We start from the raw sequence: 24999 nt of genomic DNA on the forward strand, positions 1-24999 counted from the left end.
CAAAATGGGGTCTTGACCACAATCCTGGATCCCTGTGTTCATACAAAAAAAAGAACTCCCGCATGAATGCTGAAGCGCACTCCCTCAGTCTAAATCGGTTCACACTCCAGGGTGTTTCTCCAAAGTCTACTGGGTAAGGTGTACTTATGGCATCTAAGGAAATTCTTTTCTTGGTGCTCGATAACCCTTTGGGATCATCTTGCATTCGTTCTTCGCTGTTGGCCGGATGCCCGGGACGGTCCTGACGTCTTGACCGCTCCGGAGGCCGTATTCTCGAAACGCTTGCGCTCCGTTCGTTCCATCTGAACGATCTGACCCTCATGCACTACAATTTGCAGCGAACCGAATTCCATGTCGTTCAGCAGGCTTGCTATGCGTTCGAGCCACATTTCATCCACTTTTAAAGGTTTAGCCATGGATACGCCTCCTCACCGGGCAAAGCCCAAATATATTTACTCATCCCCACAAGTCGAAGTGACATTTTACCTGCACGCGTGCACTATTCATTCTTTTCCAACCTATATAGTATGAATTAACATTAGCATGGGTTGGAAACGACTGTCAATGGGCATTTTTTCGCGTAAACCAATTTTTCAGAAGCAGTGTTACGACGGCTAATAACAGCAATAATGAGGCCACTGCGAACGATGCCGAAAACTGATACTCATTGTACAAAATTTCGACATGAAGGGGCAGCGTATTGGTCTCGCCGCGGATATGGCCGGATACGACGGACACCGCCCCAAACTCGCCCATGGCTCTGGCGTTGCACAGAATGATGCCGTACAATAGCCCCCACTTGATATTGGGCAGGGTGACCCTCCAGAAGATTTGCCAGCCCTTGGCGCCCAATGTTACTGCCGCCTCCTCTTCCTTCGTCCCTTGGTCTTCCATCAGCGGGATCAATTCCTTGGCCACAAAGGGAAACGTGACGAATAACGTAGCCAGAACAATGCCGGGTACGGCAAAAATAATCTTGATATCATGGCTTTCAAGCCAAGGGCCGAACCATCCCTGCCGACCGAAGATCAGCACGAAGATTAAACCTCCGATGACCGGCGATACCGCGAACGGTAAATCCAGCAGCGTAATCAGCAGATTTTTGCCTTTGAAGCGGAACTTCGTTATGGTCCATGCCGCGATGACGCCGAATATCGAATTCAGCGGTACCGCAATGGCCGCCACCAGTAAAGTCAGCTGTAGCGCAGATAGAGCATCAGGATCGGATAAGGCTGCTAGATAGACGTCCCATCCCTTCTTAAGCGCTTCGGACATCACCGTAATCAGAGGCAGCACAATAAGCCACAGCAGCACAAGCCCAGCCAAACTAATGAATGTCCATTTCACCCACGGCTTCTCCGCTGCAGCCGGAGAGGACGGCGTGTTTCGTTTCGCTGCAGGGACGGCAGCGGGTACAGTTCCAGCCATGGTATCCCCTCCTTAACGCGCGGTTTTCCGCGTCCAATGTTGTAAAATATTGATGCCGAGCAGCAGTGCGAAAGAGATGAGCAGCAAGATCAGGGCAACCGCCGTCGCGCCGGCATAATCAAACTGCTCCAGCTTTGTCATGATCAGCAGCGGCGCAATCTCCGTCTTCATCGGCATATTCCCCGATATGAAGACGACGGAGCCGTATTCTCCGATCCCCCGGGCAAAAGCGAGCGCAAATCCGGTCAACAGCGGCGGAATCAGGGTCGGCAGAATGATGGTGCAAAACGTTCGCCATCGGCCTGCCCCAAGCGTGGCAGCCGCCTCTTCCGTATCCCGCTCCGCGTCCTCCAGCACCGGCTGTACCGTCCGCACAACAAACGGTATGCCGATGAACATGAGGGCCAGCGTGATGCCTAAGGGAGAGAATGCCGCCTTGATCCCCAGCGGCTCCAGCAGCGATCCGATCCAGCCATTGGCCGAATAGATCGCGGTTAAAGCCACCCCCGCCACGGCCGTTGGCAGGGCGAAGGGCAAATCGATCAGGGCATCCCACAACTTTTTGCCGGGGAAATCATACCGCACCAGCACCCAAGCCAGCAGCAGCCCTAGTATCGTATCCGCGAATGCGGCCAGCGCCGCTGTCGTCAGACTAACCCGATAGGAGGCCAGCACCCTTGGATCGGTTGCAACCGACCAGAACTTCTCCCAGGTTAGTCCGGTTTGATTGAGGAGCAGCGCCGACAGCGGCACGAGCACAACCAAACTCATATAAAGGACGGTCAGTCCCATGCCGATTCCAAAACCCGGGAGCACGCTGCGATGATTTCTGCCTTGCTTCTGTACGGGGAGTACTGCCATATCCACTCATCCTTTCCTGCCTTCGGCGGTTCTGCCGATCAGCTGCCTGGCACGTAAATCTGATTAAAAATGCCGCCGTCATTGAAATGCTTCGTTTGCGTCTCTTCCCAAGTTCCAAACACATCCTTGAGCGTAAACAATTCGATAGCCGGGAACTTCTCCTTGTACTTGTCAGCCACGCTGGCAAGCGTCGGACGGTAGTAATTCTCCGCCGCAATCGTCTGCCCCTCTTCGCTGTATAGATATTCCAGATAAGCTTCCGCTACCTCGCGGGTCCCCCGCTTGTCGACGTTCTTATCCACGACGGCAACCGGCGGCTCCGCCAAAATGCTGACGGACGGGTTGACGATTTCGAATTTGTCCGGCCCCAGCTCGTTAATCGAGAGATAGGCTTCATTCTCCCAAGCCAGCAGCACGTCCCCGATTCCACGTTCTACAAAAGTGGTTGTTGCACCGCGTGCACCGCTGTCCAGCACCGGTACGTGAGTGAACAGCTCTTTCACGAACTCCTGTGCCTTCGCTTCATCATTATTGTTAACTTTAAGCGCGTAGCCCCATGCCGCCAGGTAGTTCCACCGTGCACCGCCGGAGGTTTGAGGATTCGGCGTGATGACCTCCACGCCCTCCTTGATCAGGTCCGGCCAATCCTTGATGCCTTTCGGGTTGCCTTTACGGACGAGGAAAACGATCGTTGAGGTGTACGGCGCACTGTTATGCTCAAACTTGCTCTCCCAGCCTTCATTGATCAATCCGGCCTGGCGGATCGCATCGATATCGTATCCGAGGGCCAGTGTCACCACATCCGCCTCCAAACCGTCGATAACCGAACGGCTTTGCTTGCCTGAACCCCCGTGCGATTGCTTAAACGTTACCTTCTGGCCTTCTTCCTTCTCCCAATGCGCCGCGAATGCTTTGTTGTACTGGTCATATAACTCCCGGGTCGGATCGTAAGAAACATTGAGAAGTTCCAAGCTCGGCTTGCTTGAGCCCGAAGCAGGCGCTTCTCCATTGGCGGTTGCGACTGTCTCTGTTTTGTCTGTACCGCAAGCCGTAAGCGCCGCCGTCAGCATCACGGTTAATCCGATGAGAACCCCTTGCTTCAACACCTTTTTCATATGGATCACTCCCCCTAGATTCTCTACTAAACAGGCCGTATGGCAAAAAAAGACGGAGGAAGGCTCATCAGAACAGAGTCAAGCCGGTTTGCTACCGTGCCTGCTCTTGATCCTTGAGCGTTCCTCCGTCGATACGGTGAGAACAAAAATATTATAATTCCTACCTGTTTAGTATGTTATGTAGCTATTGTAATAAGCCCATCTCCTGCTGTCAAACCTTTTTTTCAAATAATTACAAGTTTGGGACCACTCGGTCCATAGAACCATTTTTGGTACGGCGAACGCAGTCACAGCGCGGTTTTCCATTTACTGTGGGTTGTATGAACCCGCTTCCATCCTTATAATTCAACCCCAAAGGAGATGATCACCATAAGAAAGCCCGCATGGAAAATAATTTTTGCACTTTTCCTGAGTATTCTTCTGTTCATGCCTGCATTCGCCCAGACAACGGAGGCAGCTCCGCTGTTAAAGCCGGGCAGTGAAAACGGGGATGTCTGGGAGCTTCAATATCGCCTGAAAACGCTGGACTTCTACACGCAGCCGCTGGATGGCAAATATGGCGCAAACACAAAAACAGCCGTTATCCGTTTCCAAAAAGAATACGGTGTGCCAGCCGATGGAGTTACCGGCGCACAAACCTGGAGACAGCTGAAAAAATATACGTTAAATCAATCCGAAATGGATGTCATGGCCAGAGTCATTTACAGCGAAGCCCGCGGTGAGCCTTACAAAGGACAAGTTGCCGTCGGGGCTGTTGTCATGAACCGCATCCAATCCAGCGAATTTCCGAATGATATTCGGGGCGTCGTCTTTCAAAAAGGCGCCTTTACAGCCGTAGATGATGGACAATACTGGCTGCCCCCGAACCGGACCGCCTATCTTGCCGCATTGGATGCCGTTCGCGGCTGGGATCCGACATATGAATCCCTTTATTATTTCAATCCCAAAACAGCAACCAGCCAATGGATCTGGTCCAGACCGCAAGTGCTGCAGATCGGCAATCATATCTTTGCGCATTAATTATTCATCGAATGAATCTTTAAACCAATGAATTCCTATGACCTTGCCAACCTGCTTCCTCGCTTTAGCGGAGGTTGAACACCGTTTTCCTTGTCCATTACCACGGGCGAGAGACACTAAAAAAGAAGCAGCCCAAGCCCCATTTCCGGGTCTTCGGGCTGCTTCTTCTTTATATAAGTTAACGTTTATTCGCCTTTGCCTTCTCTACGGGACAGATGCATACCGGGCGCGTGACTTCTAGTGTATAACCCGTAGAGACCAGGTTGCCCGTGTCCGGATCGATCCGATAACTTGCGATCAAACCATTGTCCTGATTCGCCGTCAGCAGGAAGCCGTCCGGCATGATATTGAAATGGCGCGGCGTTTTACCGCCGGAAGACACCCAGTTGACTGCGCGGAGCGTACCGGTCTCCTGATCGATCACATATTGAACGATGCTGTCATGTCCCCGGTTGGAAGCGTACAGATAACGGCCGCAAGGAGATACCAGCAGATGGGAGGATGTGTTGTTATCCATCACGACGTCCTCCGGCAGCGTCGATATATGCTGCAATATTTTCAAATCCCCAAATGTTCCATCGTTTGCGTAAGCCGTTACCGTGCTGTTCAGCTCGTTCGTGCCATACACCCACTTGCCTGATGGATGAAAGGTCACATGCCTCGGGCCCGAGCCCGGCGGAAGATTGATCTCGCGGTGGGTCACCAGCTTGCCTTCCTCCAGCCGATACAGGTTGACATCATCCATGCCCAGGTCACTGACCACGATATACTTGTTGACAGGGTCTTCAAATATCGAATGCGGATGCGCTTCCGATTGACGGTCATCGCGAAGACCGCGTCCGCTGTGCTTAATCTTGGAGGTCAGTTCTCCAACCCGGCCATCTTGTTCTAATGCCAGCACCGATATATGTCCATCGCTGTACCCTGTCGTAAGCAGATACTTCCCGTCCGATGTACGGGATACATGACATGCACCGGACGAGCCGGTAGACTGAACATTCAGGAGCGTTAATTCACCGGTTACCAGATTGGCCGAATACGCCGACACATCGCTTTCGCCCTTCTCGCTGGCTGCATACAATACGGAGATCGAATCATCGAAATCCAAATAGGTAGGGTTTTCTATACCAGCCGTACCGCCTAAGAGACGCAACTCGCCCGTACCCCGATCCATCGTCCCCCAATGAATTCGATTTTCTTCCTCCGAACCATAGGTTCCTATGTAAAATATCAGTTCCTGTCCTGCTGTCATGTGATCCACTCCTTTGTCTAATGAATGCTCCGGTGACCCGGCCTGATTCTTATTATGTATTACCCATCAGGGCTTCGTGCTTACCGCTTTTTTTCAATTCGATCCGGCAAGCCGTCCCCGTGTTGCCTACCAATTATTACTCATTAAGAAATCTATTGCTAGCATTGGTTTTATCATATACGATTACCACAATTACCTCTCTATTCTATCATTCGTTGAAGGAGATGACAGCCAATTGAAGAAAAAAATCAGCCTACTCACGTTCGCTTTCCTGCTCCTGTTTGCAAGTGCGGCGCAAGCTGCTCCGGCAAAGAATCAAGGGAATATCCGAGTCTACCTCGATAACCAGGAAATCAAATTTCAGGCAGCGCCTGTTATGAAAAATGGAGTTACCTTCGTGCAATTCCGCCCTCTGTTCCAGGCCTTGGATTATAAAGTCAATTGGAACAGCGGAAATAAACAAGTGACGGGTACATACCTCGATCAGAAGCTGCAGATGACCATCGGACAGAAGACCGCTTATGTCAATGGTGCAAAAACCGCGCTTCAGATTGCCCCATTCACCGATGGCGGCAACACACTGGTTCCCCTTCGTTTCGTAGCTGAAGCCACCGGACTGCCCGTGAAGTGGGATTCCAAGGCACGTACCATCAAGATCGACCGTGAGGGTGCAGTCGATAAAGCCACCGACGAGGTGAAGAAGCTTTACCGTACGATTGAAGAGGCTGGAAGTGCCAAGAAACTGGATGCTGTCATGAGCGCCATCCATCCGAAGTCTCCTTTTTTTGCGGAAATCCAAGAAAATTATCAGAACCAATTCAAGAACGATCAGCAGGTATCCGCTGACGTATGGGAAGTAACGGTAGCCGGAACGTCGATCCATGCCTACACCAGCGTGACCCTCGACCGCACCGGCGGACCTTTTGCTTGGGATGTTACACTACATTACGAGAATCTCTTGAAGAAGGATGCTTCGGGAGCATGGAAAATCTATGATCTGGGCCATTACGAGACGGAATATCTGGTCGGAGATGAATTGCTCGAAGCTCGTCCGGAAGTGCCGGAAGCGGAACAAAAAGCCATCGTGGCAACCCTTGACACCCAGTCCAAGGGCTTCAATGAGGAGAATGGCCCGCTGCTCACGTCGGTTATTCATCCGGAATCGGACTTCCACGAGATGTTCCGAACCAGCATTGCGGAAGGCATCTTCGATGAGGTGAATTTCAACCTCAAGTCAGAGGAGCTCCGGACGGTCTTTTTCCAAGGGGAAGACGCCGTCGTCTATGCCGAAGAAAGCGATGATGCAGACGGTGAAATCATCCATTCGACCTCCCTGTACTGGCTCAAGAAAACCGAAGGCAAATGGCTGATCTATGATGTGCTGGAGCTTGAATAGGTCATTGGCACAATGAGTGCATATAACGATTAACCGTGAATCCCTGGCCAGGGATTTCACGGTTTCTTTTTTTGCATGTTCTTTATTAAATCTTCTTCCCTCTTGGTCTACTTCACCATAGCTGACATATATCATAGTAGTAATCCATAAGGAGGGGTTTTATGGGTGTCAAATTAATTAAGATCGCCGCTGTTTACTTCGTGCTCGGGATATTGCTCGGCATGTACATGTCGATATCCCACAGCTACGATTACACCTCAGTTCATGCACACGTCAACCTTCTGGGCTGGGCATCCCTGGCTCTAGCAGGTGTTATTTATGTTCAGTTCCCCGCAGCCGGGGAATCCACCGCAGGCAAAGTGCATTTCTGGCTGCACAATATCGGACTGCCTGTCATGATGATTGGTCTCGCACTGCTGGTAAGCGGCATGGAATCGGTAGAGCCGGTCATTGCCGTTGGAGGCGTTCTGGTAACGCTGGGCATTCTGGCTTTCCTCTATAATGTGCTAACCCATGTTAAAAGCACGCGGTAGACGTTAACACTGATTCATATGCTCCAGTCCTTAAAGAATCGCCCTTAATAGGCGGTTCTTTTTTCAGGTTTCATGCGCCTCTTTCATCGGATGATGGGTCATAGTTACCGACTATTGGGTATTAGTAGATACCTTTCTCTTCGAAGGAGGCATCATAGATATGGAAACGAACTCAGCAATTGAAGTCCAATTTCACTGCCGTCAGTGTCAAGCGGATATCGGGGTTACGTTCAGATCAGAACAGTTCACCACCGTACTCTGCCCGCAGTGCGATTACAGCTATTCACTCATGAGACCAACCATTGGTGAAGAAATCCTGCTGGATTGGGAGAAAGAAGCCGTATTCCAAAAAATCCGTGCGGACCAAACCGAGCATGACAAAATGGAGCTCATGCTCCTCGTCATTAAGGTCGTCGAGCTGCTGACCTGGCGGGATGAGGGGAATGGCCATATCCGCGCCATCGAAACGCTTCGTGAGTGGCTGCTGCTCAACGGGGTGCCCAAAGCTCTAATTGAGCTCCTGGATGCCAAGGGACCCAAAGGCAGCTCCCCTACTGAACATAAGGGATAGCATAATCAAGCCCATGATTCAAGATATGATAAATGAAAAAAGGAACCGTCCTCCGGCCATCATGGTCGGGGGCGATTCCTTTTTCGCGCCGGCAAAACAACTATAACATTCAGCCTTGTGGTTATCCTGATGAGCCTTCAGCATCTCTAACTTTATTGAATCGGCACCTCGAATGCCTGCTCCATGACACCAGGGTAGCTGCTTAACGTGAACGTAAGCGGCTGCGGGTAATCCCCGGGTTTAAGGTGGATATACTGCGTGATGAGGCTTACCTCGGTATCCGATGAAGAACGGGACGAGGAACTGAGCCCGCCCGCATCCTCATTAATTTTATGCTTTTTTCCCTCCCCATCCACGAATTCCGGCTCAATCGATACGCTGCCCATATGCCGGTTAGCCTGCTCTTCATATTCAAATGTGAGCGTATGCCCCGTGTACTCTCCGAACCGGAGGTCGCCGTCCGGTGAATAGATGATCTCCTTTTTATCCGTATCCACCACCAGTTTCATCTTGGAGGGATCCACAGCTTGGAAACCGCTCGCTTTCAGCGTGATGGATTCCGGCTTCTCCAAAATATTGCTGTCGAAGAAGTAGGTCATCGCTCCACCGCCTGCACCGGGCAAAAACGCGGAATCACTGTTCAATCTGATCTTTTCTCCGTTAACCACGGCTTCCAAATACACATCCCATAAACCGGATACCTTCATCGTATTGCTGGAAGGGATGTTTGCTTTCAAGACAATTCCGGCAGGAGACAACACGGCTTCTTGCAAATAGAACCTCTGGCTCTCAATCTGCAGCATTTTGTTGAGCGGAATCGTGCTAATATACTTCCGGACTGTCTCCTTATCAACGGATACGTTAATATCGAGCACCTGCTCGTTCTCTGTAGAGGACTCATAAGCCGTATTCGTCGAATAGGGGGCGATTTTAAAAGATAACGTCAGTTCCTCAGGTATGGGGTGATTCTCGCCCATATGAATGTACGATCGGGAATGGAACAGCTTGTCGGCGCCGGGCTTAATCTCGTTTCCACCCGACGACCCCATACTGTAAGGCAGCGGTTCGCTGGATCCCCGGCGCTTCATCTCCACGCTCTTTAAGTCTGCGGGATTCTCCGCATGGTTTTGGACCGTATAGAATACCTCCATCTGCTGGGAGCCTACAAGTATCCCGTTCACCGTTACCGTATAATCCCCCTTGGTTACCGATTGATTCACCGGCTGAATCATGCCGTATTTGTTGGCTGTATTCAGGGTAATATCTTCTCCGAAATCAAACCCGGTCAATGGCGGATACGGCCCTTGAGCCGCCATTTGCTTTTTGGGATTCACCAGCTCTTCGCTCCCGCCCCATACCACGAACAGCAGCGCAGCCGCTACGGTTACAACCACGGCAGAGACGGTAGCCCTTCGTGCCCGGCTCCGCTGCGTGCGCCGTCCTCTTCGCATCCCGCTTCGAACCGCCGCGTCCAATGCTTCATCGGATACAACCGCTGTGCTGATCTCCGTATTTTTATTCATCTCGTTCAGCATTCGCTCTTCCTTCTCAAACATGGAATAGGGCACCTCCTGGCTCGATTTTTTGCCGCAGCAGCTTTAATCCTTGATGCAGACGGGTTTTGACCGTCCCTTCCGGAACCTCAAGAATATTGGCGATATCGCTGATTGTCATGTCCTGATAGTATTTCAAAATCAGCACATGGCGGTATTTGGGTTTCATGCGGCTGAGCGCACGCTCCAGATCCAGCTTGCTGTCACTGACCATCTCGGCAGCCGTCTCCTGGCTGCGAATTTCTTCAACCGGAACCATGCGTTTTTTCCGTTTCTGCTCATCCACGCAGCAGTTAATCAGGATCCGAATGAGCCAAGGAACAAAGGCCTCCGGATGCTTCAGCTTCCGGCACTTCATCCACGCCCGGCATACCGTCTCCTGCAATACCTCCAGTGCGTCACTCTCGTTATGCAAATAACTATATGCAATTCCGTATAGGCGCCTCCGGTGCTCCGTAACGAGTGCATAGAACGCTTCCTCGTCCCCTCTGCAGGCAGCCGCCGCAAGCTCTTTATTATCCATTATCCGATTACCCTTCCCCTTATCCGACCTGCCTCGCTTATTTACATCACTGTATATAAGACTGCGAAGCGATTCAAACGGTTTTTTTATTTTTCGCACAAAAAAAGCCCGCCCGGTTAGGCAGACTTGTAACGTATTTCTCGATTAACTTCGTTTTCTGCGTCCTTTAAAGAAGTAATGGTATCCCAGATAGCCGATGCCGCATAACAGCAGCATAAGCGCAGAAATCCAGATGACAGGAAGCAGATATGGCGTGTGCTGACTGGCTACATACAGCAGTACTGCGGAGAAGGCATACATCACCATCAGAAGTACGATGCGTTTGAAAATATCCATGTCGTCCGCCCCTCACCCTTCATCTCAATAATCTACATTTTTTTCCGTATATCTATCTTTATGGTAACGTAAAATGATGAAAATTGCACTCAAAATTTGGTAAATATATAAAAATTTTAGTGGTTAGAAGGGCAGATTCATGAAAATGTTAAAATTTGAGCTTGATAAAACTAATATTATTAGTTATTATGCTAACATAATTAGTTTTAAGTGAGAGGGGAATGTTATGATGTTAAAAACGACGATTGAGCACGTAACTCAAATTTCTTTTCTTCCTCGTCTTTTCCCGGTAAATGTCTATCTTGTAGAAGAAAGCGACGGGGTTACGCTGATTGATACAGGTATGTCATTTTCCCAAAAGGGAATCCTTCAAGCGGCAGCCGCTATGGGCAAACCCATCACCCGAATCGTCCTGACCCATGCCCACGGCGACCATGTCGGGGCCCTCGACGGGTTAAAGAAAGAGCTTCCGAATGCGTCGGTCTATATCTCGCGGCGTGATGCGCTGCTGCTTAAGGGAAATGCCGAGCTCCAGCCTGGAGAACTGCAAACTCCGATTCGCGGAGATATTCCCAAGAACATAACCACCGTTCCGGATGTGCTTCTGAGTGACGGGGATTCCATTGGTTCGCTTAAGGCCATCGCCACTCCCGGGCACACGCCGGGACATATGGCATTTCTCGATGAGCGCAGCGGTATTCTGATTGCCGGCGATGCTTGGCAGACACGGGGCGGATTAGCCGTATCCGGTGTGCTCAAGCCCTGGTTTCCCTTCCCTGCCATGGCGACCTGGAGCAAGGAGCTCGCCCTGGAAAGCGCCAGAACGCTAACCGCTCTGAAGCCCGCCGTACTGGCCGTCGGACACGGACGGATGCTCAAGAATCCGGCAGCTGCCATGCAGCAGGCCGTTGCACATGCGGAATCTACGATCAGGAGGAATGCAAAATGAGTCCGAGACCCGGAATCGACCGGCTTCAACTGCTTCAAACCGCTGCCGAACTGGCGGATCAGGATGGACTTCATGCCGTGACCTTGGCTGCACTTGCAGGTAAGCTGGGCGTTCGGTCGCCTTCCCTGTATAACCACGTAGACGGACTACCGGGTCTGCATGCCGCCCTGATGCTGTATGGCCTCCAGACATTGCATGATCGGCTGCTGAAGGCTGTCGCCGGCCGGTCAGGCGAGGATGCCCTGCGTTATGTATGCCTTACCTATGTCGACTTTGCCCGATCTCACCCCGGATTGTACGAAGCCGCATTGCAGCCTCTCCGTCCGGAACAGGAGGAGGCGCAGCAAGTAGGCAATCAGATTGTCGAGCTTCTGCTTCAAATTTTAGCTCCGTACCCGTTCAGCGAGGCGGATGCATTGCATGCCGTACGGACCTTTCGCAGCCTATGCCACGGCTTCTCATCCCTGGAACGTGCAGGCCAATTCGCCATGGATTTGAATGTAGATGAAAGTCTGGATTTCATGATCCGCAGTTTCGTCGCTGGGCTCCAGCTTCAAGACAGACGGCGTTAAAAAGCGCTATACCTCCCGCACCTGCCTGATTTTGCCTGGCATCAGAATGTGCTATAATCAAAAGGCAGCACATTTCATGTCACTTTATCTATGGAAAGAGGTTCTGAATTGTGGTTAATTTCGATTCCCCAATTCTTCAAATAGGCTCTACGATTGCGATGCTGGTTATGGCACTGACCGTTATTTTCATTCGAATGAAAGCGAGTCACCGCCCCGTCACCGTCAAGAAGATCATCATCCCTCCGCTAGCGATGAGCACCGGGTTTCTGATGTTCGTTGAGCCGCAGGTACGCATCCCGATATGGTGGGCGGGAATTGCCTTTCTGGTAGGCTGGTTCATCTTCTCCTATCCACTGATTCGCAGCACCAAATTCGAGAAGGTCGATGGCCAGATCTTCATGCAGAAATCGAAAAGCTTTGTTTACATTCTGCTCGGCCTGCTGGCTGTCCGGCTCCTGCTCCACGGATACATTGAGCAGCATATTTCCATCCCGCAGACCGCGGCGTTGTTCTTCATGCTGGCTTACGGCATGATTGTCCACTGGCGCATCTCGATGTATCGCCAGTATCAGCAATTTACGACACCAGGAACGGCTATATAGCGGACATGTTCCATCGTTAACTAGTCATGAAACTTAGCAAGCGCAAAAAAGAGTGCCGATGTTCACGCAAACCAGACGGCTGTACCCGTCCGGCCGCGAAGCTCCCGTATGAGGAGCTTTGCGAAGCGTGTGAATTCGACACTCTTTTATTTTTTGTCTGTCAAAAGACTAACTTTGCTCCTCGCTTACCTTCACCAGCTGTTTCCCGAGATTCTCCCCGGAGAAGAGCCCCAGAAACGCCTCAATGGTCTTCTCGAAACCGTCGACGATATGTTCGGCGTACTGAATGTTACCATCCCTCAGCCATTCGGCCAGTTCATGCAATGCCTCATTGTACCGATTGGCGTAGTCGCCGACCAGGAAGCCCTTCATCAGTGCCGTATTGGTCAGCAGCAGGCTCTGAATTCTCGGACCCGTATCGGGTTTTTCCAGGTTATAGAGTGCGATCTGGCCGCAAATCGGGATCCGTGCATTTTTGTTGATAAGACGCAGCACCGCATCGGAAACCTCACCGCCGACATTATCGAAATAGACGTCCACCCCATTCGGGCAAGCTTCCGCTAAAGCCGAGGCCAGATCTTCGGTCTGGTAATTGATCGCTGCATCAAACCCCAGCTTTTCCGTCAGGTACTTGGTTTTCTCGTCAGAACCGGCAATACCGATCACCCGGGTCCCTTTGATCTTGGCAATCTGCCCGACAATCATGCCAACAGCGCCTGCGGCACCCGATATCACCACCGTCTCGCCTTCCTTCGGCTGACCGATATCCAGCAGTCCGAAATAGGCAGTCAAACCGGTCATTCCCAGTACGCCCAGGGCGGTCGATACAGGCGCCAGATCCGGGTTGACCTTACGCAGCGTCCCGGTCCGCACGGCGGCAAAGCGCTGCCAGCCCCATGTTCCTGCAACATAATCGCCTTCCCGATAGGTCGGATCCGTCGATTCCATCACCTGCCCTACTGCGCCTCCAGCGATAACCTCTCCTACCTCGTAAGGTTTCGCATAACTTTTGGCATCGCTCATTCTGCCCCGCATATACGGATCCACCGACAAGTATACGGTCCGTACCAAGACTTCTCCAGCTTGCGGAACGGGCAAAGGCTGCTCCTCAAATGTAAAATCCGACTCATCCGGCATGCCTTGCGGCCTTTTGGCTAGTATAATTTGTTCGTTCACAGACATCTGAGTACCCTCCTTTTAGTAAAACCGTCATCTTTATCTTTACCCATTTTGTCCGTTTACAAATTTCCTAGCCCGAACGCCAGACACGTTAACGACCAGCATCCTTCACTTTTGGATGCATTTTCAATTCCAGAAGTTCCACTCAAAGTCCAAGTGCTTCCGCCATGGGTTGAATACCTGAGGGGATTGGTTCATTCAGGATTTTTACCCTGCCTGCTATCCTAACCTTCATCTGCTCTTTACGAGCAAATTAACGGCATCCTGCACAAGCTTCTCCGTATCCTCACCATTCGCTTCGGCCTTCCGTACACAATCCACCAGATTGGAGCTGACGACAACGCCAATAGTCCGGTCGATTGCCGTACGCGAAGCGGATAATTGCGTGATGACCTCCCTGCAGTCCTTGTTCTCCTCCATCATTTTCAGGATGCCGCGAAGCTGTCCTTCAATCCGCTTGATCCGGTTTTTCATCTGATCGTCGTATTGCATGTGACTGTCCTCCTATACTACGTATCTGCACTGTCAGGCTTGTCCTTGTCCCTATATTATACAACAAACGCCCGCTATTTCCTTACGACCTGCCCCGCCCGGCAGAATCCCGCTTGAAAATCCGCACCCTGCTGCCTCGTTGCCGCACAGGATCAGCGACTTCGATATAGGACTTGTATACGCTAAGAGCCCATGGTATATTTTTAAATAACGAATGAAATCATAGTCACCCAGATCCAAACCTCATAATTTAAAGGCAATGTTATCTTACAAAGGTACAACCTCGGCTATTCATAGTCCTGGCTGTGCCTTTTTTTAATTTTACTACTTAAGGAGGAATTATCGATGTTCTTGGAAGCCATCTATCACCGTCCGCGCAAAAACTGGTCCTATGCTTATAACGGCACGACCATCCACCTCAGAATCCGCACTAAAAAAGACGACCTTACCGAAGTGTACGCCCTTGCAGGCGACAAGTACCTGTGGGATCAAACGATGGAATATATTCCGATGACCAAGCTGTCCTCGGATGAAATGTTCGATTATTGGGAGTGCGAGGCAACCCCTCCCTATCGCCGCTTGAAATACGGCTTCCTTCTCCAGCAGGGCGACGAGAAACGCTGGATGACCGAATATGATTTCCTGACGGAGCCGCCGGCCAATCCGGACCGCCTGTTCGAATACCCGTTCATCAATCCGGATGACGTGTTCCACCCGCCTGCATGGGTCAAAGACGCGATCTTCTATCAAATCTTCCCGGAACGCTTCGCGAATGGGGACACAAGCAATGACCCGGAAGGCGCCTTGCCTTGGGGCAGTGCCGAACCGACGCCGAAGAACTTCTTCGGCGGTGACCTTCAGGGGGTTATCGACCATCTCGATCATCTAAGTGAGCTCGGCGTCAACGCGATTTATTTCACGCCGCTGTTCACGGCAACGACAAACCATAAATACGATACCGAAGACTATATGGAAATCGATCCGCAATTCGGCGACAAGGACACGCTGAAGAAACTGGTCGATCTGTGCCATGCGCGCGGAATCCGCGTCTTGCTGGATGCGGTCTTCAATCATTCCGGCAGAACGTTTGCGCCGTTTGTTGACGTGCAGAAGAACGGTTTGAACTCCAAATATAAGGATTGGTTCTACGTTCGCTCCCTGCCGCTGGAAGTGGTGGATGGCATTCCGACTTACGATACCTTTGCATTCGAGCCGCTGATGCCGAAGCTGAACACGGAGAATCCGGAAGTACGGGCTTATCTGCTCAAGGCCGCCGAGTACTGGATCAAGGAAACGGGCATTGACGGCTGGCGCCTGGATGTAGCCAACGAGGTGGGGCACAGCTTCTGGCGCGAATTCCGCCAAGTGGTGAAAAAAGCCAACCCGGATGCTTATATCCTTGGCGAAGTGTGGCATGAATCCTCCATCTGGCTGGAAGGCGACCAGTTTGACGCCGTCATGAACTACCCGTTCACGAATGCCGTACTGGATTTCTTCATCAACCGTACCGCCGATGCCGAGAAATTCTCCTTCATGCTCGGCAAACAGCTTGCCGGTTACCCAAGACAAGCCAGCGAAGTGATGTTCAATCTGCTGGACAGCCATGACACCGCAAGACTGTTAACGCAGGCGAACGGCGACAAGCGCCTGATGAAACTCGCGGCAATGTTCCAGTTCACGTATTTCGGTACGCCTTGCATCTATTATGGCGACGAAATCGGCATGGATGGCGGGCACGATCCGGGCTGCCGCAAATGCATGGAATGGGATGAGTCCAAGCATGACAAGGACCTGTTCCATTTCTACCAAACGCTCATTAAGCTCCGCAAAGAGCATTCCGCTCTTCGCACGGGAACCTTCAAATTTTTGAAGGCCGAGAAGAACGGCGGCAAGATCGCTTACCTGCGCGAGGACGACAATGAAACGATCCTCATTGCCGTCAACAACGACAAGGCAGGCAACACGATGACCCTCCCTGTGCTGGACAGCCAGTGGACGAACCTGTGGAACGGCGAGAGCCTTAGCGCGAAGCACGGCCAGCTGACCGTGAAGCTGCCTGCTTACGGCTTTGCGATCTTGAAAGCCGGGCAATAAACAATAAACTCCCTTTGAATGCCATATGGCCCGTGTATGCGGGCCGGCAGTCGAAGGGAGTTTTTTTATCCGAGCAAAAACTGATCCGCCAAAGTAAACAGCAGAATCGTCAAACTAATCACCTGATTCAGGTTGTACGATGCGAGATGCATCCGCCTGCGGCTCGAAGGCTTGATGATGCGATGCTCCACGGCAAGCAGTATCACCGAGACGGCAATCCCCGTCAAGTAGAGCCAGCCCAAGCCTTGGATAAAGTAAAGGGAAACCAGCAGGATGACCATAATTCCGTGCAGCGTTCTGGAAATGAGCAGTCCGCCCTCTAACCCAAACGCGCGGGGAATGCTCCATAAGCCGGTGCTGCGATCGAATTCGATATCCTGCGTGGCGTAAATGATATCAAATCCAGCAATCCACAGCATCACGACGGTACCGATGATAAACGGAATGAAGGCAAATTGCCCCGTTACGGCAAACCATGCCCCGATCGGAGCCGAAGCAATCGTGAAGCCCAGGTACAGGTGGCACAGCCAGGTGAAGCGCTTGGTGTACGAGTACGAGCAGATCAGTATAATCGCTGCCGGTGAGAGCCACAAGCAGAGCCGGTTCAGCATCCCTGCCGCGAGAATAAAGATGGCAAAGTTAACGACCACAAATACGTATACTTCGCGAGGCAGCAGGAGCTTTCTCGGCATATGGCGATTTGCGGTTCGCGGGTTCGCAGCATCGAACTTCAAATCGGCGATGCGGTTGAAGGCATTGGCCCCATTGCGCGCGGCAACCAGCGCAATCAACGACCACAGCATGACATGCCATGACGGCACGCCGCCCGCGGCCCAAATCATGGAAATGATCGCAAAGGGCAGCGAGAACAGCGTGTGGGAGAACATCACCAGTTCTCCGAACATTTTGGTCTTATGAACGACTTTATAAATCATCTGCATGGATCCAACCTCATTCGTTTACGTTTGGGATAACCCTGCCAGCACCTTATCCAAGGCGCGGAGCATCGCTTCAATATCTTCCTCCGGAATCATCATGGCCGGCTGGAAAGCCAGCACGTTTCGGCCGATGCCATTTTTGCCGATGATGAATCCTTCTTCCTTCATGCGCTCCAGAATGATATCCGTCCATGCAGCGCTTTCCTCGTCGGTCGCTCCACGGATTTCGGCCCCGGCCATAAAACCCTTGCCTCGGACATCGGCGATAAGCCTGTATCGGCCCTGCAGCTCCCTCAATCCTTCGATGAGCTGCCCGCCGACACGCAGAGAACGTTCGACCAAGCCTTCCTGCTCGATGTAATCCAATACGGCAAGCGCCGTAGCGGATGACACCGGGTTGCCGCCGAAAGTGGAGGCGGATGGTCGGTTTAGACTGGCGGCAATCGCATCCGTCGTGGAGAAAGCACCGATGGGCACGCCATTGCCTAGTGCCTTCGCCATGGTAAGAATGTCCGGTACAATGCCGTAATGCTCGATCGCGAACATGCGTCCCGTGCGGCCGCAGCCTGTCTGGATTTCATCGGCAATCAGAAGGATGCCGTACCGCTCCAGCATCGCCTTCAGCTCACGGAAATACCAATCCGGCGGCACGATCATTCCCCCGTTGCCTTGGATCGGCTCCACGATCATCGCGGCGAAGGTGTCTCCCTTCTCAGCGAGCACACTCGCCAAGGCATCCAGGGAGCGGCGAGCGGCAGCATCTTGATCCATGGCAGGATCATAGGGACGCGGAATAAACGTAGTCACCTCCTGGTCCAGGAAATCATCCGTACGCCACATCGGGATGCCGGTCACATTCATGGTCAGGAAGGTCCGACCATGAAGGCCGTATTCCAGCGCCAGAAAATTGCGGCGTTTTGTGTGCAGACGTGCGACAAGCAGCGCGCCTTCATTCGCTTCGGAGCCGCTGTTCACAAAGAACGTTCGCTTTAGGATGCCAGGCAAAATGCCGTTTGCCAACCGCTCCGCCAGATCTGCCATCGGCTGGGTAAGGTAAATGGTTGACGTATGCTGCAGCGTCTGCAGCTGTTCGATCGTTCTTGCCGTAATCGCTTCATTGCAGTGACCGCAGGCGACAACCGACACCCCCGTGAAGAAGTCGACATACGCTTTGCCATCATGGCCGTAAAGCTTATGCATCTTGCCGCTGACGATCTGGGGCGGTTCTTTATAGAAATTGGCTGTGCAAGGGTAACCGTACTCCCGACGCTTTGCCACGATGGCTTCCGGACCGATATACGTCAGTTCTGCATGCGTCATGGATATTCACCTCTTTTGAATTATTTTCGTTTCTCCCATGTTCTGTTTCATGAAAATAGACCAAGGAAAATGGCACCTCACATCGGGTTCATCTTGATACTCCGTCTCAAAGCGGATCTTATACTTCAGTCAGCTCCAGTTCCAGGGAATGGCCAAATTGGAGCGAACCGAGCGTGAACCCGGCGTAAACGGGTGCCATCCCTTGATACAGCCTGCCGCATGCATCCAGGTTCAGCGCAGCTTGACGATATGTCCGCACCAGGCCGCGAAGCTGCTCCGTCGTATACGTCTTCCCTTCAATGCGGAAGTGATTCACGCCCGCTTCGTGCAGCTCCTTCAAGAACGGCATGCAGCACAGCTCCTTCGCCAGCGCCAAGTGGTTACGCCCTGCGGCATCCCGGTATACGGGGTTCTCCCCTTTATCCGTAATCAGCACGAGATGACGGTTATCCACGAACCGGTTGTCCTCTTCCGCTATGGGCTCGAACTCTGCGGCATTGGCGTATAAATCATGCTCCAGATACATGACGATGGGCGATCCGTGAACGATGACCTCGACGGGAATCTCCGGATGACGCAGCAATTTCGTCAAATCATGGAGCTGAAGCTCAAGGGACGGATTGATTCGGGATATGCCAAAATGGTCCTTATAAAACGAGGCCGCCATATAGTTGTATATGTTCAGGCTGAAATCGGCAATCAGCGGCAGCCCTAGGGATTGGAACTTGTGCATGGCACCGATGTTGGTCGCAAGCAGGCCGTCCAGGCCATAATGGTTATACTCCTTGCCTGCCCTGAGGAACTGATGATACTGCTCCATCTGAAGCTCATTCATCATGCGGGGCATGCCAAGGATGATCTGCGCGTTTCCTTTATCCGCCGTCAAGGCTTCGATATCTTCACGTCCAAACGGACGATCCGGCTGGAACACGTCGCCGGTCAGGTAGATGACATCCGCCCCTTCTTCTAATGCCGCACGGGCCTGCTCCACCGTGTTGACATGCACCGTAATTTGCGGAATCGACGTGCCCGGCTGCTCCCGTTTCGCATGAAGAAGCGATTCCTTCACCTGGAGCACCCGTTCCTCCTTCATCTCGCGTTCCGCGGTAGGCGTGCTGAACACCTTCCCCGTACTGTAAAACTTGCCTGTTCCTTCATAACGGCGATTGATGAACTCCAGTCCCGGCTTGCCAAAGGCATAAGCTGTCGTGAAATCGCGCTTCCGGTTTTTATGCAGCGTATCCGCCCCGTCCTCGCGGTTATAGCCCAGCGGATCCGCAATGTAACGATCGATGGCATCCCCGTAAGAGTTAACGATCATCAGCAAAAATTCGATGTCTCTCATGCGTCCTTCAATTTTGAAGCTGGTAATGCCGGACTTGATCAGCTCCGGAATAAACTCGTACATATACATATCTTTCGCCGCAAGCGGGTACTCGGTAGGATAGAGGTAGCCGTCTTTTTTCACCCGATAATCCCAGCGGCAAGGTTTCATGCATCGCCCCCGGTTGGAGCTGTTGCCGAACAGCATGGAGCTGTACAGGCAGTTAGCGCCGTGAACGGTGCACATATCGCCGTGCACGAAGTACTCGAACTCCATTCCGCTCCTAGCCTGGAGCACCTCCGCTGTCTTCAAGTCCATCTCCCGCGAGGCCACGACACGGGAAACGCCCAATGCTTTGACGGCTTCAATCATCTCCAGATTGTGCACGTTCATCATGACCGAGGAGTGAACCGGTATATTCGTATAGTTCATCTCTTGAATCAGAGGAAACACGGCCAGATCCTGCGCGATAATGGCATCCGGACCAATCTCGTTCAAAAAGGCGAAATAACGCTTCGCTTCCTCCAGGTCCTCTTCATTCATCAGGTTGTTCACTGTAATGTAGGCACGTTTACCGCGCTCATGGGCCAATTGGACGGCTTCTCTGACTTCCTCATAACTTAAGTTATAGCCCTTGCGCATCATGCGCATGTTCAAGGATGGTCCCCCGAAATATACGGCATCGCAGTTTGCGTCAATGACGGTTTTGAATATCTCGAATGTTCCGGCAGGAGCCAGTAGTTCCACTTCTTTACCGTTAAAATAACGAGCCATCGTCCGTTCCTCCTCATCCGCCAAGTTTATTTTTTTCGATTGTAACATAATTCACAAATAACATTAGTGAATTAATTCACAGTGGTATTTACAGTAAGATTCCAATGCCGATAGCATTTCAACAACCGTTCCTGTTTTGCATTGACCAAACGTTCATCCAATAATAAAATAAAGCTTATCAAGGGCTGCAATCATTGGAAATCGATTATCGATTGGAGGGTATTCTATTGGATTTGCATTATGAAGTGCACGGTAGTGGTAAGCCTGTTGTCCTTGTTCACAGCGGTGGAGCCGATATGCGGGATTGGAGCTATCTTGTTCCTCTCTTATCTGAGAACTTTTACGTGATAGCCTTTGATGGCCGCGGAGCCGGACGCTCTCCCTCTCCCGTTCAGCCGCCAAACTATGTTGAAGATCTGTTGTCTCTTCTTGATCATCTGAATATTTCGCAAGCTGCGGTTATTGGACATTCTATGGGCGGCCGGATTGCCACGGAGTTCGCAATCCATTATCCTGAAAATGCGTGTTCAAAAAGGTCGGTTTTCAGCACCGAGAAGGTTGGATGAAACTAGGGACTGAGGAGCGGAGCGTACGTTTTGGGTACGTGAGCACCGGAAGGCCCGGCTGAATTCAAGATTCGATGCCGAGCTGCTTCCTGATTCGCTTCGTGATCAAAAGCGGACTTTTTGAACAACCTCTGAAAGAGTATCGGAACTGATTGTCATTGCACCAGCCCTGTCCGGTTTTCCTTATTCTGAGGAAATGCAAGCTTATATGCTCCGGGTAAGCGCTGCTGCCCCTGACATCGAGAAAATGATCGAGCTGTGCATAGAGCCGCCTTCTTATGAAATTACAAGGAACCGAGCCGAGCGGGAGCTCATGATCCACATGCTTCGTCACCATTTTGAGCGGACATTTACCTGGTCTACCTTTGACTCGGTTTGGCCGGAGCCGCCGGCGATGGAGCGATTACAGGATATCTCGGCCAACACGCTCTTTATCATAGGAGATCATGAACTGCCCGATAACCATCAGGTAGGGGAACAATTTCGGAGAGTTCCGAACGTTCACTTTACCACCATCGCGGGAGCGGATCACATGGTCACATTAACGCATCCGGAGGAGTTATCCCGCCTTATCACCCCATTCGTGAAGGAATGAAGATTTCATGCCACGTACACCCAGCGAAAATGAACGCATACGCCAGATGGCGAAAGACAAAATTTTAGAAGCCGCCATGAATTTGTTTATCCATCAGGGCTACCACGCCACTTCCATTAGCGATGTAGCCAAGCAAGCCGGAATATCCAAAGGGCTGCTCTATAACTACTTTTCAGGCAAGGAAGGACTGCTGGCCGCCATGGTCGATGAGCGAATCGCAGGCGTGGCCGAAGTCATAGAGAATGCCGCTTCACTCCAAGCACCTGCAGATCAGCTGAAATTCATTCTGGAGCAAGCCATCGACAACGTGTATCGGCAGCCGGAAGTATTCCGTTTTTACTTGCATCTTCAAACCCAGCCCGAAGCGGATCAAGAGTTATTTCCCTACAGCAAGCGTCTTGTGGAAGAGGCTGCACGACAGTTTGAGATTCAATGCCGCATATTCGAAGACCTCGGAGTTCCCGAGCCGCACAAACGCTCCTTGTATTTTTCTTCTACCCTGCAGGGCATCATGCTGATGATATCCACTTATCCCCAGCACTTCCCCATTGAAGAAGTGAAGGAGCAGATGCTGAAGGAGTTTTGCCCGTAACGAAAAAGAGCCGAGGTTTTACCTGTATTTATCAGGACTCCTCGGCTCTTTGCTGCACATACTGACTCCCTCCAATTAAATCTCCTTATGATATCGTTCCTCTCCTTGAACGCGGAATTCGATTAACTTTTTCAACTTTTTCTCTTCCTTCATGTCCTTAATCAGTTATGCTGTTAATAACAGGATCGACACGAGCGTGAGGAGGAAATGAACGATGGCTATTCACTGGCTGGAACCGGATATCGCCGAGTGCACCCGAAGAGGAATCGCCTACTTTACGTCGGAGCTGGAGATGGCGAACGGCCTGCCCTGCAAAATGTACCGCATTACCGAAAAGTTCGGGAGTTTATCCGATCATATGCACGACTATCTTCAAATCTGGTATGTCAGCAAAGGCGAATTCATCCATACGCTCTATGGTCAAAAATACCGAATGATCCAGGGCAATATATTCGTGCTCCCTCCTTATAGCGTCCATCGCGTGGAGATGATCCCCGGGAAAGAAATGGAGGTGCTGGGGTGCGAATTCATGCCGGCCTTCATTAACGAACGATTGGAGGGAATGCCGGCCGAGCCGCAGCTGTTCGACCTTTCCTTCATCAAGCCTTTTATTACGACCGAAGACCGCGTCCCGCTCAAAATCACCTTGACCGGAGGCAGCGACCTCGCCGTAAAGGAGCTCTTGGCCGAAATGCTGGCCGAATACGGAAGCCGGGGGCCATTCTTCGATATTCTGCTAAAAGCCAATCTGCTGAAGCTGCTGGCAATCGTGAACCGCGAGCATGCCGACCAACGCAAGCTTCCATCAAGAACTGGAGGCAGCGACCAGTACCAGTACCGGGAGCCCATCCTGGAATCGGTTCAGTATATTCATGACCATTATGACCAGCCCCTGTGGCTGGAGGATCTGTGTGCACGGACAATGATGTCCCGGACTAATTTTTGCCGCCGATTCAAGGAGGTTACAGGTCGGACCTTCAGCCAGTACTTGGCTAACTACCGCATACGGATGGCCATGCGGCTGCTCACGGAGCCTGAACTCACGGTAACCGATGTGTGCTTCAAGGTCGGGTTTAACGAGCTCCCCTACTTCTGTCGTATTTTCAAGAAATACACGGGAACGACCCCTGCTTACTATAAAAAGAACGCTTTTAAAACCGTAGACTAGCGCCTCGGTACGATAATCCAATAAATAAACACGATAGTGAAATCGAAGCGATCGCTCACATGCTATACTCGGGGCAAGCAATAACGAAGAATCAACTGACAGGCTCATGTCATCACTGCATCATCAATCCACGATTTTGGAGGAGAACCGATGAACAAAATTACAATTGCCGTGATTGGCTGCGGCACGATTGCGAACAGCGCCCATATTCCGGCCTACATGGCCAACGAAGACGCTGAGATCAAATATTTCTGCGATATCGTGAAGGATCGGGCCGATGCCGCCGTCGCCAAATACGAATGCGGCCAAGCCATCGAAGATTACAACCAGATCCTGAACGACCCTGAGGTCGACGCGGTATCGATCTGTACGCCGAATGACGTCCATGCTTCCATCGCCATCGATTGCTTGCGGGCAGGAAAGCATGTATTATGCGAAAAGCCGGCAGCCCGCACCTACGCGGAAGCGCTGGAAATGCAGAAGGTTCAGCACGAGACGGGCAAGACGCTCAATATCGGGGTGGTCAACCGTTACAATGAAAGCGTAAACAGAATCAGAAAAATGATCCAAAACGGCGATCTCGGCGAGCTGTATCATGTATATGCCAGCTTCCGTTCCCACCGCTCGATCCCGGGTCTCGGCGGCGCCTTCACGACTAAAGCCATTGCCGGCGGCGGCGCGCTGATCGATTGGGGCGTCCACTTCCTCGATGTGGTGATGTACTGTACGGGCGATCCGAAGCCGAAGACCGTCTCCGGCCAGGCCTACTGCAAGCTGGGTAAAGACATGGAGAATTACACCTTCCTCAAGATGTGGGCAGGTCCGCCGAAATATGACGGCACGTATGACGTCGACGATTTTGTCACGGCTCTCGTCCGCACGGAAGGCCCGACCATTTCCCTGAACGGCGCATGGGCGCAAAATATCGGCGCCGAAGAGATGTTCATCGACTTCCTCGGCGACAAAGGCGGCATCCGGCTGAAATACGGTGCTGACTTCACCTTCTACACCACGGAAGACGGCGCATTGATCGAAACCACGCCGAAATTCAATCTCGGCAGCATGTTCCAGAATGAAATCGACGGGTTCATCCGCTGCATTCAAACCGGGGAGAAGCAGCCTTCGCATATCGATACGGTCATCCTCTCCTCCCAGATCATCCAGGCGATTTACGACTCGTCCGATCAAGGTGCGGAGGTTTCGCTGCAGCCTGTTGCCCAGAACCGTTAACTTATAGTTCGAACGC

The 24999-nt window shown here is 51.7% G+C and carries 25 protein-coding genes and 1 pseudogene; 13 read left to right on the forward strand and 13 right to left on the reverse strand.

Annotated elements, in window-relative coordinates:
• Nucleotides 1-194 precede the first annotated feature (194 nt).
• The 4 genes from PLA01S_RS19815 to PLA01S_RS19830 form a co-directional block, all read right to left on the reverse strand.
• Nucleotides 195-416, reverse strand: a complete 222-nt coding sequence (locus PLA01S_RS19815; protein WP_076322260.1) for a YezD family protein — start codon at nucleotides 414-416, stop codon at nucleotides 195-197.
• Between the two features lie 145 nt (nucleotides 417-561).
• The gene (gene cysW / locus PLA01S_RS19820; protein WP_127593691.1) at nucleotides 562-1428 is read right to left on the reverse strand and encodes a sulfate ABC transporter permease subunit CysW; all 867 of its coding nucleotides are present in this window, start codon (nucleotides 1426-1428) and stop codon (nucleotides 562-564) included.
• A gap of 12 nt (nucleotides 1429-1440) precedes the next feature.
• A complete protein-coding gene (cysT, locus tag PLA01S_RS19825) occupies nucleotides 1441-2289 on the reverse strand; it encodes a sulfate ABC transporter permease subunit CysT (RefSeq protein ID WP_127593692.1) in 849 nt (282 codons plus the stop codon).
• Between the two features lie 38 nt (nucleotides 2290-2327).
• Complete coding sequence (locus PLA01S_RS19830; protein ID WP_127593693.1) at nucleotides 2328-3404, reverse strand: sulfate ABC transporter substrate-binding protein; 1077 nt, start codon at nucleotides 3402-3404, stop codon at nucleotides 2328-2330.
• Nucleotides 3405-3764: 360 nt separating this feature from the next.
• Between PLA01S_RS19830 and sleB the strand changes: the two genes are divergently transcribed.
• Nucleotides 3765-4424, forward strand: coding sequence for a spore cortex-lytic enzyme (gene sleB / locus PLA01S_RS19835; RefSeq protein WP_127593694.1), 660 nt, complete (start codon nucleotides 3765-3767; stop codon nucleotides 4422-4424).
• Nucleotides 4425-4602: 178 nt separating this feature from the next.
• On the opposite strand, the gene PLA01S_RS19840 is transcribed toward sleB, so the two are convergent.
• Nucleotides 4603-5676: a lactonase family protein gene (locus PLA01S_RS19840; RefSeq protein WP_127593695.1), complete on the reverse strand. Its 1074-nt coding sequence runs from the start codon at nucleotides 5674-5676 to the stop codon at nucleotides 4603-4605.
• 235 nt (nucleotides 5677-5911) lie between these two features.
• On the opposite strand from PLA01S_RS19840, the gene PLA01S_RS19845 reads away from it, so the two are divergent.
• The 3 genes from PLA01S_RS19845 to PLA01S_RS19855 all read left to right on the forward strand — a co-directional run bounded on the left by PLA01S_RS19845 (nucleotide 5912) and on the right by PLA01S_RS19855 (nucleotide 8176).
• Nucleotides 5912-7072 (forward strand): copper amine oxidase N-terminal domain-containing protein, encoded by a 1161-nt coding sequence (locus PLA01S_RS19845; RefSeq protein WP_127593696.1) that lies wholly within the window; start codon nucleotides 5912-5914, stop codon nucleotides 7070-7072.
• A gap of 161 nt (nucleotides 7073-7233) precedes the next feature.
• Nucleotides 7234-7605 (forward strand): cytochrome-c oxidase, encoded by a 372-nt coding sequence (locus PLA01S_RS19850; RefSeq protein ID WP_127593697.1) that lies wholly within the window; start codon nucleotides 7234-7236, stop codon nucleotides 7603-7605.
• Nucleotides 7606-7765: 160 nt separating this feature from the next.
• Nucleotides 7766-8176 (forward strand): hypothetical protein, encoded by a 411-nt coding sequence (locus tag PLA01S_RS19855; protein ID WP_127593698.1) that lies wholly within the window; start codon nucleotides 7766-7768, stop codon nucleotides 8174-8176.
• Nucleotides 8177-8328: 152 nt separating this feature from the next.
• Here the strand turns inward: PLA01S_RS19855 and PLA01S_RS19860 are convergent, their stop codons facing one another.
• From PLA01S_RS19860 to PLA01S_RS19870, 3 genes are all read right to left on the reverse strand, one after another.
• Nucleotides 8329-9732: a DUF4179 domain-containing protein gene (locus PLA01S_RS19860; protein ID WP_127593699.1), complete on the reverse strand. Its 1404-nt coding sequence runs from the start codon at nucleotides 9730-9732 to the stop codon at nucleotides 8329-8331.
• Nucleotides 9725-10252, reverse strand: a complete 528-nt coding sequence (locus PLA01S_RS19865; protein WP_174819231.1) for a sigma-70 family RNA polymerase sigma factor — start codon at nucleotides 10250-10252, stop codon at nucleotides 9725-9727. Before PLA01S_RS19865 ends, PLA01S_RS19860 begins: the two co-directional genes overlap by 8 nt.
• Before the next feature lie 144 nt (nucleotides 10253-10396).
• Nucleotides 10397-10588: a hypothetical protein gene (locus tag PLA01S_RS19870; RefSeq protein ID WP_071222164.1), complete on the reverse strand. Its 192-nt coding sequence runs from the start codon at nucleotides 10586-10588 to the stop codon at nucleotides 10397-10399.
• A 229-nt stretch (nucleotides 10589-10817) separates the two neighbouring features.
• Here PLA01S_RS19870 and PLA01S_RS19875 point away from each other — a divergent pair, with 229 nt between their 5' ends.
• From PLA01S_RS19875 to PLA01S_RS19885, 3 genes are all read left to right on the forward strand, one after another.
• Entirely contained in the window at nucleotides 10818-11537 is a 720-nt protein-coding gene (locus tag PLA01S_RS19875) for an MBL fold metallo-hydrolase (RefSeq protein ID WP_127593836.1), read from the forward strand.
• The gene (locus PLA01S_RS19880) at nucleotides 11534-12109 is read left to right on the forward strand and encodes a TetR/AcrR family transcriptional regulator (RefSeq protein ID WP_127593700.1); all 576 of its coding nucleotides are present in this window, start codon (nucleotides 11534-11536) and stop codon (nucleotides 12107-12109) included. The genes PLA01S_RS19875 and PLA01S_RS19880 overlap by 4 nt, the downstream gene beginning before the upstream one ends.
• Before the next feature lie 110 nt (nucleotides 12110-12219).
• Nucleotides 12220-12711 carry a cytochrome c biogenesis protein CcdC gene (locus PLA01S_RS19885; protein ID WP_127593701.1) on the forward strand — a complete coding sequence of 164 codons (492 nt, stop codon included), beginning with the start codon at nucleotides 12220-12222 and terminating at the stop codon, nucleotides 12709-12711.
• Nucleotides 12712-12879: 168 nt separating this feature from the next.
• On the opposite strand, the gene curA is transcribed toward PLA01S_RS19885, so the two are convergent.
• The gene (gene curA / locus PLA01S_RS19890) at nucleotides 12880-13893 is read right to left on the reverse strand and encodes an NADPH-dependent curcumin/dihydrocurcumin reductase (RefSeq protein WP_127593702.1); all 1014 of its coding nucleotides are present in this window, start codon (nucleotides 13891-13893) and stop codon (nucleotides 12880-12882) included.
• Nucleotides 13894-14121: 228 nt separating this feature from the next.
• On the reverse strand, nucleotides 14122-14382 hold the full coding sequence (locus PLA01S_RS19895) for a metal-sensitive transcriptional regulator (RefSeq protein WP_012818820.1): 261 nt from the start codon (nucleotides 14380-14382) through the stop codon (nucleotides 14122-14124).
• A 345-nt stretch (nucleotides 14383-14727) separates the two neighbouring features.
• On the opposite strand from PLA01S_RS19895, the gene PLA01S_RS19900 reads away from it, so the two are divergent.
• On the forward strand, nucleotides 14728-16476 hold the full coding sequence (locus tag PLA01S_RS19900; protein WP_127593703.1) for an alpha-glycosidase: 1749 nt from the start codon (nucleotides 14728-14730) through the stop codon (nucleotides 16474-16476).
• Nucleotides 16477-16541: 65 nt separating this feature from the next.
• Here the strand turns inward: PLA01S_RS19900 and PLA01S_RS19905 are convergent, their stop codons facing one another.
• The 3 genes from PLA01S_RS19905 to PLA01S_RS19915 form a co-directional block, all read right to left on the reverse strand.
• On the reverse strand, nucleotides 16542-17417 hold the full coding sequence (locus PLA01S_RS19905) for a UbiA-like polyprenyltransferase (protein WP_127593704.1): 876 nt from the start codon (nucleotides 17415-17417) through the stop codon (nucleotides 16542-16544).
• A gap of 18 nt (nucleotides 17418-17435) precedes the next feature.
• Nucleotides 17436-18734, reverse strand: coding sequence for an aspartate aminotransferase family protein (locus tag PLA01S_RS19910; RefSeq protein WP_127593705.1), 1299 nt, complete (start codon nucleotides 18732-18734; stop codon nucleotides 17436-17438).
• Nucleotides 18735-18852: 118 nt separating this feature from the next.
• Complete coding sequence (locus tag PLA01S_RS19915) at nucleotides 18853-20832, reverse strand: peptidase U32 family protein (RefSeq protein ID WP_127593706.1); 1980 nt, start codon at nucleotides 20830-20832, stop codon at nucleotides 18853-18855.
• A gap of 227 nt (nucleotides 20833-21059) precedes the next feature.
• Between PLA01S_RS19915 and PLA01S_RS19920 the strand changes: the two are divergent.
• From PLA01S_RS19920 to PLA01S_RS19940, 5 genes and pseudogenes are all read left to right on the forward strand, one after another.
• Nucleotides 21060-21347, forward strand: a pseudogene (locus PLA01S_RS19920) (alpha/beta fold hydrolase); the annotation flags it as partial.
• Nucleotides 21348-21594: 247 nt separating this feature from the next.
• Nucleotides 21595-21993, forward strand: a complete 399-nt coding sequence (locus PLA01S_RS19925) for an alpha/beta fold hydrolase (RefSeq protein WP_246059700.1) — start codon at nucleotides 21595-21597, stop codon at nucleotides 21991-21993.
• Nucleotides 21994-22000: 7 nt separating this feature from the next.
• The gene (locus tag PLA01S_RS19930) at nucleotides 22001-22585 is read left to right on the forward strand and encodes a TetR/AcrR family transcriptional regulator (RefSeq protein WP_127593707.1); all 585 of its coding nucleotides are present in this window, start codon (nucleotides 22001-22003) and stop codon (nucleotides 22583-22585) included.
• A 214-nt stretch (nucleotides 22586-22799) separates the two neighbouring features.
• A complete protein-coding gene (locus tag PLA01S_RS19935) occupies nucleotides 22800-23753 on the forward strand; it encodes a helix-turn-helix domain-containing protein (RefSeq protein ID WP_127593708.1) in 954 nt (317 codons plus the stop codon).
• Nucleotides 23754-23903: 150 nt separating this feature from the next.
• Nucleotides 23904-24983, forward strand: coding sequence for a Gfo/Idh/MocA family protein (locus tag PLA01S_RS19940; protein ID WP_127593709.1), 1080 nt, complete (start codon nucleotides 23904-23906; stop codon nucleotides 24981-24983).
• Nucleotides 24984-24999: the final 16 nt, after the last annotated feature.

The organism is Paenibacillus lautus NBRC 15380, from assembly GCF_004000945.1.
GTDB classification, from domain to species: domain Bacteria; phylum Bacillota; class Bacilli; order Paenibacillales; family Paenibacillaceae; genus Paenibacillus_AQ; species Paenibacillus_AQ lautus.

Excerpts from the sequence above, each read along its gene's own strand:
- PLA01S_RS19930 (WP_127593707.1), top strand. The coding sequence starts at position 22,001 with ATGCCACGTACACCCAGCGAAAATGAACGCATACGCCAGATGGCGAAA.
- PLA01S_RS19875 (WP_127593836.1), top strand. The coding sequence starts at position 10,818 with ATGTTAAAAACGACGATTGAGCACGTAACTCAAATTTCTTTTCTTCCT.
- PLA01S_RS19855 (WP_127593698.1), top strand. The coding sequence starts at position 7,766 with ATGGAAACGAACTCAGCAATTGAAGTCCAATTTCACTGCCGTCAGTGT.
- cysT (WP_127593692.1), bottom strand. The coding sequence starts at position 2,289 with ATGGCAGTACTCCCCGTACAGAAGCAAGGCAGAAATCATCGCAGCGTG.
- PLA01S_RS19940 (WP_127593709.1), top strand. The coding sequence starts at position 23,904 with ATGAACAAAATTACAATTGCCGTGATTGGCTGCGGCACGATTGCGAAC.
- PLA01S_RS19870 (WP_071222164.1), bottom strand. The coding sequence starts at position 10,588 with ATGGATATTTTCAAACGCATCGTACTTCTGATGGTGATGTATGCCTTC.
- cysW (WP_127593691.1), bottom strand. The coding sequence starts at position 1,428 with ATGGCTGGAACTGTACCCGCTGCCGTCCCTGCAGCGAAACGAAACACG.
- PLA01S_RS19830 (WP_127593693.1), bottom strand. The coding sequence starts at position 3,404 with ATGAAAAAGGTGTTGAAGCAAGGGGTTCTCATCGGATTAACCGTGATG.
- PLA01S_RS19865 (WP_174819231.1), bottom strand. The coding sequence starts at position 10,252 with ATGGATAATAAAGAGCTTGCGGCGGCTGCCTGCAGAGGGGACGAGGAA.
- PLA01S_RS19935 (WP_127593708.1), top strand. The coding sequence starts at position 22,800 with ATGGCTATTCACTGGCTGGAACCGGATATCGCCGAGTGCACCCGAAGA.
- PLA01S_RS19840 (WP_127593695.1), bottom strand. The coding sequence starts at position 5,676 with ATGACAGCAGGACAGGAACTGATATTTTACATAGGAACCTATGGTTCG.
- sleB (WP_127593694.1), top strand. The coding sequence starts at position 3,765 with ATGATCACCATAAGAAAGCCCGCATGGAAAATAATTTTTGCACTTTTC.
- PLA01S_RS19895 (WP_012818820.1), bottom strand. The coding sequence starts at position 14,382 with ATGCAATACGACGATCAGATGAAAAACCGGATCAAGCGGATTGAAGGA.
- PLA01S_RS19850 (WP_127593697.1), top strand. The coding sequence starts at position 7,234 with ATGGGTGTCAAATTAATTAAGATCGCCGCTGTTTACTTCGTGCTCGGG.
- PLA01S_RS19915 (WP_127593706.1), bottom strand. The coding sequence starts at position 20,832 with ATGGCTCGTTATTTTAACGGTAAAGAAGTGGAACTACTGGCTCCTGCC.
- PLA01S_RS19910 (WP_127593705.1), bottom strand. The coding sequence starts at position 18,734 with ATGACGCATGCAGAACTGACGTATATCGGTCCGGAAGCCATCGTGGCA.
- PLA01S_RS19815 (WP_076322260.1), bottom strand. The coding sequence starts at position 416 with ATGGCTAAACCTTTAAAAGTGGATGAAATGTGGCTCGAACGCATAGCA.
- PLA01S_RS19925 (WP_246059700.1), top strand. The coding sequence starts at position 21,595 with ATGCAAGCTTATATGCTCCGGGTAAGCGCTGCTGCCCCTGACATCGAG.
- PLA01S_RS19880 (WP_127593700.1), top strand. The coding sequence starts at position 11,534 with ATGAGTCCGAGACCCGGAATCGACCGGCTTCAACTGCTTCAAACCGCT.
- PLA01S_RS19860 (WP_127593699.1), bottom strand. The coding sequence starts at position 9,732 with ATGTTTGAGAAGGAAGAGCGAATGCTGAACGAGATGAATAAAAATACG.
- curA (WP_127593702.1), bottom strand. The coding sequence starts at position 13,893 with ATGTCTGTGAACGAACAAATTATACTAGCCAAAAGGCCGCAAGGCATG.
- PLA01S_RS19900 (WP_127593703.1), top strand. The coding sequence starts at position 14,728 with ATGTTCTTGGAAGCCATCTATCACCGTCCGCGCAAAAACTGGTCCTAT.
- PLA01S_RS19905 (WP_127593704.1), bottom strand. The coding sequence starts at position 17,417 with ATGCAGATGATTTATAAAGTCGTTCATAAGACCAAAATGTTCGGAGAA.